Source organism: Borrelia persica No12, from assembly GCF_000500045.1.
Lineage (GTDB): Bacteria > Spirochaetota > Spirochaetia > Borreliales > Borreliaceae > Borrelia > Borrelia persica.
Window position 1 is genome coordinate 23,156 of the sequence record NZ_AYOT01000088.1, and the last position, 9,592, is coordinate 32,747.

A 9,592-nucleotide genomic window follows, 5' to 3' on the forward strand; every position below is an offset into this window, starting at 1 on the left:
AAAATTATTCTAAAAAAACACAAATATTTTTTACCCAATTTGAATAAAAAAAGAAATGACAAAATTTCTTTAATCTTTAAAATTTGTATTCCTATTTTCAAACCTGCTTTATTCTTCAAATGAAGCATTTTTATGTACAGTATATACTAAAATTATATCTCAAACTATTAAAAATCTTGAAAAATTCACCAATATAAATACAATAGCGATTAGATTATAAAACATAATAACACACAACTATAAAAAGATAGGATTCTTCCATTTTGTGACAAACAATTTTATCCTCAAAGTTTATTTACAAGATTGACAAATATTGCTAATATTAATTAATAATATAATTAACATTTTTAATTATATTAATTTAATAACAATTTAATGGAGGGGATATTATGTCAATACTATCAAAATCAATATTTACAACATTACAAAAAATAGGAAAAGCTTTCATGCTGCCAATAGCTCTTCTACCAATAGCTGGTCTTTTATTAGGAATCGGTAGTGCTCTCACTAACAAAACAATGATTCAAACCTATGGACTTGAAACAATATTTGGAGAAAAAACTTCAATGAATTCCATATTGTCTTTAATGAAATATACGGGAGAAATTATTTTTGAAAATTTACCCTTAATGTTTGCAGTAGCAATTCCAATTGGACTAGCAAAAGCCGAAAAAGGAACAGCAGCGCTTGCCGGAGTTATAGGATTTTTAGTGATGCATCAAACTATCAATGGAGTTTTATCAATTCAAGGCATCAATCCTTCAACTGTAAACGTAGAAGCATTATTAGCAATTGGAACACCCGAAGCAGAGGCAATTGCAAAAAGCAAAGAATACACAAATGTACTTGGAATCTTTTCTCTACAAATGAGCGTCATGGGAGGAATGATAGCGGGATTTTTTGCAGCAATGCTTCATAACAGACTGCACAACATTCACCTACCTACATTCCTAGCATTTTTTGGAGGATCAAGATTTATCCCCATCATAACTACACTTGTAATGTTTATAGTAGGAATAATTTTAACATGCATTTGGCCATTCATTCAAGGTATGATGACCTCATTAGGCAATATTATAGAAAAATCAGGATATTTTGGATCATTTGCATATGGAGCAATCAAAAGATCCTTAATACCTTTTGGACTCCATCACATATTTTATCTACCTTTCTGGCAAACATCTCTGGGAGGAACAATGGAAATTAATGGAGAATTAGTAGCAGGAGCACAAAACATATTTTTCAAACAATTAGCAGATACTCATACCACACATTTTGAAGTTGCAAGAGGAACTCGATTTTTCAGCGGTGAATTTATAGTAATGATCTTTGGACTACCTGGAGCTGCTCTTGCTATGTATCACACTTCAAAAACTGAGAATAAAAAAGATACAGCTTCTCTATTATTATCAGCCGGATTTACATCAATATTAACAGGCATTACAGAACCCCTTGAATTTGCATTTCTCTTTGCAGCACCTGCTCTTTACTATCTTATATATGTCCCTCTATTTGGACTTGCTCATTTACTAGCTCACATTTTCAATATTGGAGTTGGACTAACCTTTTCTGGAGGATTCATTGACATGTTCTTATTTGGAATATTACAAGGTAACAGCAAAACAACTTGGATAATGATTCCTACTATTGGAATATTTTACTTCATAGGATTTTATTATATATTCAAATTTGCAATTATAAAATTCGATCTAAAAACACCTGGCCGAGAAGATATAGAAGAAGAAGTTATAAAAACAAATACACAAAAGACAAAAATTTCAGAAATTGCTGAAAAAGTATTAGAAGGACTTGGAGGAAAAGGTAACATCACATACCTTGATGCATGCGCATCAAGATTAAGAATCAATGTTAATCAAATAGAATTAGTAAAATCCGACACCTATTTTAAATCTATTGGAGCAAGCGGAATGCTTAAAAAAGGAAATGGTATTCAAATTATATTTGGAGGATTATCTGATAATATAAGAATGGAAATAGATAAAATTTAAATTAATAATTAACAAACAACTAATAAATATTAATTAATAAAAAATATATAAACTAAAAAGAAGAGGGGAGTGTGTCATTTAAAAAACTACTCCTCTTATCATTATAAAATGAGGAATAAAATTATGCATAAATATCAATATTTCATTTCTGGAAAAGTACAAGGTGTAGGATTTAGATTTTTCACAGAACAAATAGCAAAAAAAATAGGAATTAAAGGATTTGTCAAAAATTTGGATGATGGAAGAGTAGAAATAGTAGTCTTTTCCAACAATAATGAACAAATTGAATCATTTGAAAAAGCCTTAAAAAAAGGCAATGGATATTCAACAATTGCACAGATAGAAAAAAAAATACTAGATTCGCAATATCCCTTTGATTTTAAAAACTTCAGTTCCTATTATTAATATTTCTATTAAACTTACCCTTAATTATTTTAACTTTACTAATCTTTGGCCTATTATTATTTCTGCTCACAATCTTCAAACTTTTCATACTAGATTTAAAGAAATGTTCAACTCTAAATTTTAAAAATTCTAACGATTTTCTATCCTTGCAAAAAATATTTAGATTGCCATCAGAAAATTTAATATCAAGAGCATGATTAGTTTCTGTTTTCAAAAAATTACAAGAAATAAATTCTCCATTTAATTTATTCCTTTTAAAAAGAAAAAAATATTTTTTACCTCTCTTAGAATCTCTAAAATCAATTTTTAACCAATTTTGCATCGGTTTAATTGAAACTAAATTATCATAAAGATAAGAAATATAAACCACTCTGTTATCATTGGCACTTAATGCCTTTTTGAAAAAATAAAGAAATCCTGTATCCATACACCTAACAAATATATTACAAATAGAAACATTTTAAAAAGCCCCTAATGTAATTCAATAAAAATGAATATCCAACATAAAAATTTTTCTTTTTTACGACACCTTTAAATATCATATCCAAAAATTAAAGATAAATACTCACCTAACTTCGCATAGTTATAATTATAACCATATTTTAGCTTAAAAAGTTTACGAATTTTTACATTAAGACCTCTAAGCATTTCTAATTCTTCTAAGCCTTCTTCTATCATCAATTCCCGAATTACACGCAAAGTCTTAACATAATTATCATCTATAATGTTACACGAATTGTTACAAGAGTCCATTAATAATAGATCTAATTTTTTCATATTAACAATAGAATATGTAGTCTTCCTCCTAACATAGGTATGTATTCGTTTTTTAATCAATTGCAATAAATCAACATCAGCATTATCATCCAAATTGTCTAAAACATAACGATTATAATGAAAAGCTGTTATTATATCATCATGCTCATGTCCTAAAACCGTAGTTATCCACAGATTCAACTCCATATTTTTTGGAGCAAATGCAAGATAAGAAAATCTACTATAAAGCCTTCTACAAAAATAAATCGATTCTTCAGGTTCAAATATATTTTCAAAGATCTTACGGAATAACCTATTATAACTATAAGCAAGATTTGAAGAAATCATTTCTTTCGAAAGCTTTTCTGTTCTTTCCATATACCTTATTTCTGCTATTGCATCAATAATCAATTTGGAATCAGCAAAAGTAGGAAAGACTACTTCATGAATTAAATTATGCTCTTTCTTTTTAGCTATATGTTTCATCAAGATATGTTCACTATCTTGAACATAAAATTCAGAAATCTTCATTATTTCAACAGGACGTCGTCCTGTTGCCATCAACACCCCATAAAATTTTAGTCTAATATCTCTTTTTTGAGTCAATAAGATGTCTATCATTTTTATATAAGTTTTCAAACTTATTTTAACTGATATCTGTTCTTTTCTATAACTATTAATTTTTGAAATCTTATAATAATGAGCATAATTATTCAGCCATCCAGGACTTTTAAATAAACCAAGGAAAGATTCAAAATAAACTTTTCTACCAACAATATTATTAGCAACCATCAAATCTTCAAGCTTACATAAATCTTTGATATCAATATTAGAGAGTTCTTTTATTTCTTTAGGAACCCAAAAAAATAAAAGCTTATTCTTTTGCCTGATCTCTTCAATAACTGAAAGATTAATATATTCCCTTATTATTTTACGAGTTTTCGAAAGATTTAATATCATTGAAAGATTAGTAAATTTATCTTTTCTTAAAAGAATACTTTTATGCTTTTCAGCAAGAATAACTAGACTTTTATTTAACTTAGAATATGAAATTTCATGATTTAAATATTTAATATATATTTCTTCCAAATTTTTTCTAAAAAATTCGAGATCTTTTTTGATATTAACTTTTAAAGACATACTAAACATATTATATCAAGAAAAAATAATAAGAACATCCATTATAACAATGATTATTATAATATTATAATTTACAATAATCATTGTTGCATATAAAATAAGACACAATTCATCATATTAATTATACCAATAAAATTACCTATAAACTATTCTTGTTTCAAGAATCTTTCAATAGCTTTAAAAACATAATAATAAAAAACAATATACGCCTCCCTTAAAACCGAATATTCAGAATTGCCTATAAAATACATAAGTTCACTTGTACTTGAATTGAGATCATCTTTATGATTTCTAATCTCAAATTCACGATTAATCTCTTCTATATGTTTTAAATTAAAATTATAAGTAGAAATTTGTTTATCATTTTTTATATTAAGATCATTACCTAAAGAAACCTGTTTCTTGAAAAATTTTTTAGTTTGAAATTCAAATGCATTGGGAGGAATGACATTCAAAAAATCGAACTTAAAACCAAAATCAAAAATAAAACCAAATTTATAATCCAATAAACCTGCTATTTTTGAGTATAACTTTATTTGCATAACAACACTTTTAGTAGTTTTGTTCAATATAAAATAATAAGAATAACCATTAATATTTTTAATAGATTCAAAATAATTTTTGGAATGCAAATAAGTTTTAAATTTATTATCACCCAAATACTCATAACCTGACATTTCTAATTTTATTGCATCTTCCAAAGGAAGAAAAAATTTTGATGCAATATCAAAATTGCAAGAAAAAAAACTAAAGACAAAAAACGAAAAAACTTTATAAAATATCCTCCAAAAATTCCTCATAACAACAAATATAAACATTTCTAATAAAAATTAATAGAACCCATATTAACAATATGGTAAACAATATCGTAAACAATATCGTAAATAATACAGCAATTATAACTATATAATTTATAATTATCATAATAAAATAATACAAAATGTTAACGTATTATTTAAAGTCTTTACTTTTTACAAACATTTAATTAAAATATCATTAGTATTTTAAAGATAAATATCAAACGATAGGAGTTGAAAATGAGACAAAAGAAAATCAGCAAAGTACCATTTAACAAAGTAGTAGATCGAAGATTAAAGGTGTTTTGGGCAATTAAAAAATTGCAACATAATTATTTTACATATAAAAAAAGGTATTCTTTAAGAAATGTTGTAATGATGGTAAATTCAATCTTAGAAAAAAAGGGATTCAAATCCGTAACAAAAAGGACTATACAAAGCGATATTAAAAATATTGAGAAAATTGGTCTATTAAAAATCAGTTTTAATCCTCTTGGAAAAAATAATGGAAGTTTCACTTATTACATCATTAACAAAGCTCTTGAAAAGGTAGCTAACAAAGCAATAAGCACAGCTTATTTCCTCCAAAAAAAGGAGGATGCAGAAAAAGCAATAAATAAAGCCATTAATAAAGACAAATTAAAAGAACAAGAGCAACAATTCAAAATTTCACATCAGATATTTTCACGTCTTTTAAGTGATATAAAAGTTAATTATTATAAATATAAGAATTCTAATATTAAGAACTCTGATTTTAAAAATATAAAAAATGAAAACTATGAAAGCAAAGAAAAAAATTTAGAACGTATTATCTTGCAAAGGTTTAAAATAAAAAAAAGCGATCTAAGTGAGATCAGAGATATTGTTAAAACGCAAGTAAGTTACAAGAATACACTTTGGAATTTAAAAGACTTTATGGAAGAATTGAAAGAATATAATGAAAATGATGCTTTAAATTTTTTTAAAGCCGTTTTAAAAAAAAAGAAGAACAAAATATGGTTTATGGCTAAGAAAGGCATCAAAACGGATTTCCACCTTATAATAGGAAAGTTTAAAGACGAAAATAAAACTAAAGCACAACAATTATGTCAAAATCATAAAAGAGGTGAAAAAACAAAGATGGGTTATATAGACAGTCCAAATGAAATAATAAAAATGAGCAATGTGATAGCAGATATCATCAAAATAAAAGAATTGATTTCTAGTTAGGAATATATGGAAAAAGCAGCAAATGAAATAAGTGAATTGAAAACAAAATTGTTGGCAAGAAAACTAGAACTGAATAAAAAAAGTAACGGTTTTTTCAAAAGGATAGAAGATAAAAACCGCAAGAAAATGTATCATACAAAGATTTTTAGCATGCTAAACAATTTTGAAGCAAGACCGAATAAGGGTAAATTTTGGCTGTGTTTTAAAAATGTCTTTGATCCTAACAAATATGAAAGTTTGCATTTATTTCATATGAGACAAGGAGATAAATTTTTAGGGATTTATTATGGGTTTGCAAGATTGCCCAAGCCATTTATTGTGAATTACAAAGAAAATGAAACAAATAAGACCTCCAAAATAACAAAGATTTACTATATAGAATTTAGATTTAAAAAAGGAAGCGTTTTTTGTTATTTGAGAAGTTTGTATACATTATTAAAATCAAAAAATAAGGGAAAAAATTTTTATAATTCTCTTTTAGATAGAACATTAAAGTTAGAAAGAGAGGTGCATAAATTTTACGAAAAAGAATATTTTGAAAATAAAGGTGTACTAAAATGGATAAAAGAAAACCAGAAATAATTACTGTAGCTTCCATTAAGGGTGGTGTTGGGAAAAGTACAACATCTTTGTTTTTTAGTAATATCCTTGCAAGTAAAGATTATAAAGTGTTATTAATTGATTTAGATCCTCAGGCTAGCAGTACTAGTTTCTATGTTAATCTTATAAGAAGTAAGAATATAGACATAAAGAAAATAAATATATATAGGGTGTTGAAAAAAGAACTGGACATTGATAATTCAGTTATCAATGTTAATCAAAATATTGATTTTATAGCAAGTCATTTAAGTTTAGGGCAATTTAATGAAGAAAATATATCTTTGAAAGAAAGCTTGCTTAAAATATTTTTGAGTTATATACAGTATCGATATGACTTTATCATTATGGATACAGCTCCTACTTTGGGAAGTTTGCTTAACAGTAGTTTAATAATGACTGATTATCTTATAGTTCCTTTGCCTACTGATCAGTGGGCAATTGAAAGTTTGGATCTAATAACCAACAGATTGAAAGATATATTTAGAAACGAATTACCGACATTTTATTTGGTAACTAAGTTGGTTGAGAGGCAAAATATAGATAAGGAGCTGAGAGATTTTATTGAAAATGAGTATAAAGACAATTTTTTAGGAAGTGTTCCAAAACGAGATAATCTTAGGAAAACTGTCTTTTATAGAAACAGCTTTAATCCAAACGAAGACTACTATAAAGCTTATGAGGAGATATTAAATGCTTTCTTGAAAAAGATTGGTTATTAGATTTGGTTCCAAATGGAACTACTAGTTCCATTTGGAACTAGTAGTTCCAAATGATTTAAAGAGAGGTATAATGAGAAAGAATGGGAAAATAGAGATAGTTAGGAGAATTGACTTAGAAGTTTATAAAATTAAAGATTCAAATAAAACAAGAGAAGAGAGATACTTAGAGTTAAAAGAAAAACTTAAAGTTCTCATAAGAGAGGAATCTTATAATAAGATAGAAACAGCTAGGATTTTTAAAGAAATAAATGAAAGCAAATATTATGCCCTTGATGGATATAAAAGTTTTGCATCTTTCATTAAAAGTTATAAAATAGCAAAGACTTCTATATATAGATATATTAAATTGGCAACAGGAATTGATAGTGGCAAGATTGATTATGATTTAATTTTAAATAGGGGCGTAGATTACGCCATTCAAGTATTGGAAAATGGTAACTTTATTAGTAAGAATGGTACTACTTTTCTAAAGTCTTTAAGGTTTAAATTAGATGATGAAGAAAGCTTTAGTTTTTACAAATCCAATATAAAATTTGCTAGTTTTTTGCTTCAGGAAGTATATAAGAATGAAAAGGATTTTTTTTATAAGATGCAAGATAAGTATATTAGATGTAATAACTTGAAAACATAGTGAGGCTAATTTTTGTATTAAGAGTATTTGTAATTTTTTATTAATGTTGAACTTTGGTGCTATATTTTTCTTTACTTAATAATGTAAAAACTTTTGAAAAAGGCTTTACAAAAAAAAATAAAATAGTTTATAATTATGCTATAGACTGAGATTTTAAGTCTCACTCTTATTGTTTGATTAGAATAATAGGTTGGCTACGGTAGGTAGCCTTTGTCATTTTAATCGTATTTAAGAATTTATGTGTTTTTGATAGTTTATTTACCTGTATTTTTTAAATTATATTTTGTTTTATAGTTTTAATTGTGCTTGTAAAATTTGCTCATACTGTATGAGTTTTTGGCTTTGTGTTAGTAAAATTTTGCATGTAAGAGTTGTTTAACAATGTTATTGGTTTTTTAAGGATTATTAAAGAGCTTTAAAATTAACGATTTATTTTTTTTAACGTTAACTTTAAAGCTTTTTTTTTATTTTTTGATATTGTGTCTGTTTAAGGATCTACTTTGAGTGTGTTGTTTTTCTAGTGTGTTGAGCTTAATTAAAAAATTTCTAATTTTAATTTTATTCATTTTAAGTGTTTCTAATCCGATTTGTACTTTAATATCTTCTTTGTTGTATACATATTCATCTTCATTTAGTAATTTTTCTAACATATTTTTATCTAAGCTGAAGGAAGATGCGTTGATCCATTTTCCGAGTGAAGATTTGCTATCGTATTCGTAGCTTGTTTTACCTTCTATTTTTGTTCCGTCTGGGAGTATTAGTGGTGTTTGTTTGATGATGCTGTGATTTTTTAATTTGGCGTGTAAAAATATTTGTGTTGTATTATTTTGATAGTCGATTACACCTTTTAATTCTAAGTTTTTGTTTAAATGTTGGTATATTCTTGTTTTTTTGTTTATTGTATCATGTTCGACTTCTAGAGATGAGCATGCTATAAATAAAAAAAATAATATAAAATGTATTGTTTTTTGTTTTAAAATTTTTAAAGAATATAGCACTAACTGCCTCCTTTTTATATCATGTTAGTACGTATGGTATAAAATTAAGTTTTTTTTGTAAATGGTTTTGTTTTGATATTTAGTCTTCTTTAAGATTTTATTTTAATAAATTTAGAAATTAAAGTAAATAATTTTGATTTGTGAATAAATTATGATATAATAATATATAATCTGGATATAAAAAAGTTGTTTGATTTTTTGTGTTGAGAGAGAAATATTGGTTGATGAATTGTTTTTTTTATTATTATAATGTGTTGAAGTATATTGTTTAATATTTGTTTCAAATGAGAGCTATTTTTATTTTGTCTTATTAATTTTTTTTTTTTTT

General features: G+C 25.8%; 10 protein-coding genes. 6 read left to right on the forward strand and 4 right to left on the reverse strand.

Translation table 11 applies throughout. The features are described 5' to 3' along the window. The first annotated feature begins 389 nt into the window (after window positions 1-389). Both U881_RS0101690 and U881_RS0101695 read left to right on the forward strand, forming a co-directional pair. The gene (locus U881_RS0101690; RefSeq protein ID WP_024653045.1) at window positions 390-2,009 is read left to right on the forward strand and encodes a PTS transporter subunit EIIC; all 1,620 of its coding nucleotides are present in this window, start codon (window positions 390-392) and stop codon (window positions 2,007-2,009) included. Between the two features lie 123 nt (window positions 2,010-2,132). Next, window positions 2,133-2,414: an acylphosphatase gene (locus U881_RS0101695; RefSeq protein WP_024653046.1), complete on the forward strand. Its 282-nt coding sequence runs from the start codon at window positions 2,133-2,135 to the stop codon at window positions 2,412-2,414. Here the strand turns inward: U881_RS0101695 and U881_RS0101700 are convergent. The 3 genes from U881_RS0101700 to U881_RS0101710 all read right to left on the reverse strand — a co-directional run bounded on the left by U881_RS0101700 (window position 2,398) and on the right by U881_RS0101710 (window position 5,128). Then, on the reverse strand, window positions 2,398-2,841 hold the full coding sequence (locus U881_RS0101700; RefSeq protein WP_024653047.1) for a hypothetical protein: 444 nt from the start codon (window positions 2,839-2,841) through the stop codon (window positions 2,398-2,400). The two genes, U881_RS0101695 and U881_RS0101700, sit on opposite strands and share 17 nt — an antisense overlap. Window positions 2,842-2,945: 104 nt before the next feature. Then, on the reverse strand, window positions 2,946-4,310 hold the full coding sequence (locus tag U881_RS0101705; protein ID WP_024653048.1) for a protelomerase family protein: 1,365 nt from the start codon (window positions 4,308-4,310) through the stop codon (window positions 2,946-2,948). Between the two features lie 146 nt (window positions 4,311-4,456). Next, a complete protein-coding gene (locus tag U881_RS0101710; RefSeq protein ID WP_235048114.1) occupies window positions 4,457-5,128 on the reverse strand; it encodes a hypothetical protein in 672 nt (223 codons plus the stop codon). 219 nt (window positions 5,129-5,347) lie between these two features. Here U881_RS0101710 and U881_RS0101715 point away from each other — a divergent pair, with 219 nt between their 5' ends. The 4 genes from U881_RS0101715 to U881_RS0101730 all read left to right on the forward strand — a co-directional run bounded on the left by U881_RS0101715 (window position 5,348) and on the right by U881_RS0101730 (window position 8,266). Continuing rightward, on the forward strand, window positions 5,348-6,316 hold the full coding sequence (locus tag U881_RS0101715) for a plasmid maintenance protein (RefSeq protein WP_024653050.1): 969 nt from the start codon (window positions 5,348-5,350) through the stop codon (window positions 6,314-6,316). 6 nt (window positions 6,317-6,322) lie between these two features. After that, on the forward strand, window positions 6,323-6,898 hold the full coding sequence (locus tag U881_RS0101720; protein ID WP_024653051.1) for a DUF226 domain-containing protein: 576 nt from the start codon (window positions 6,323-6,325) through the stop codon (window positions 6,896-6,898). Next, window positions 6,874-7,635 carry a ParA family protein gene (locus U881_RS0101725; RefSeq protein WP_024653052.1) on the forward strand — a complete coding sequence of 254 codons (762 nt, stop codon included), beginning with the start codon at window positions 6,874-6,876 and terminating at the stop codon, window positions 7,633-7,635. The genes U881_RS0101720 and U881_RS0101725 overlap by 25 nt, the downstream gene beginning before the upstream one ends. A 70-nt stretch (window positions 7,636-7,705) precedes the next feature. Beyond that, on the forward strand, window positions 7,706-8,266 hold the full coding sequence (locus U881_RS0101730) for a chromosome replication/partitioning protein (RefSeq protein ID WP_024653053.1): 561 nt from the start codon (window positions 7,706-7,708) through the stop codon (window positions 8,264-8,266). Between the two features lie 464 nt (window positions 8,267-8,730). Here U881_RS0101730 and U881_RS0101735 read toward each other — a convergent pair whose 3' ends face one another. Next, the gene (locus tag U881_RS0101735) at window positions 8,731-9,264 is read right to left on the reverse strand and encodes a hypothetical protein (RefSeq protein WP_024653054.1); all 534 of its coding nucleotides are present in this window, start codon (window positions 9,262-9,264) and stop codon (window positions 8,731-8,733) included. Window positions 9,265-9,592: the final 328 nt, after the last annotated feature.

Coding starts and splice junctions, on each gene's coding strand:
- U881_RS0101690 (WP_024653045.1), top strand. CDS start 390: ATGTCAATACTATCAAAATCAATATTTACAACATTACAAAAAATAGGA.
- U881_RS0101695 (WP_024653046.1), top strand. CDS start 2,133: ATGCATAAATATCAATATTTCATTTCTGGAAAAGTACAAGGTGTAGGA.
- U881_RS0101700 (WP_024653047.1), bottom strand. CDS start 2,841: ATGGATACAGGATTTCTTTATTTTTTCAAAAAGGCATTAAGTGCCAAT.
- U881_RS0101705 (WP_024653048.1), bottom strand. CDS start 4,310: ATGTCTTTAAAAGTTAATATCAAAAAAGATCTCGAATTTTTTAGAAAA.
- U881_RS0101710 (WP_235048114.1), bottom strand. CDS start 5,128: ATGTTTATATTTGTTGTTATGAGGAATTTTTGGAGGATATTTTATAAA.
- U881_RS0101715 (WP_024653050.1), top strand. CDS start 5,348: ATGAGACAAAAGAAAATCAGCAAAGTACCATTTAACAAAGTAGTAGAT.
- U881_RS0101720 (WP_024653051.1), top strand. CDS start 6,323: ATGGAAAAAGCAGCAAATGAAATAAGTGAATTGAAAACAAAATTGTTG.
- U881_RS0101725 (WP_024653052.1), top strand. CDS start 6,874: ATGGATAAAAGAAAACCAGAAATAATTACTGTAGCTTCCATTAAGGGT.
- U881_RS0101730 (WP_024653053.1), top strand. CDS start 7,706: ATGAGAAAGAATGGGAAAATAGAGATAGTTAGGAGAATTGACTTAGAA.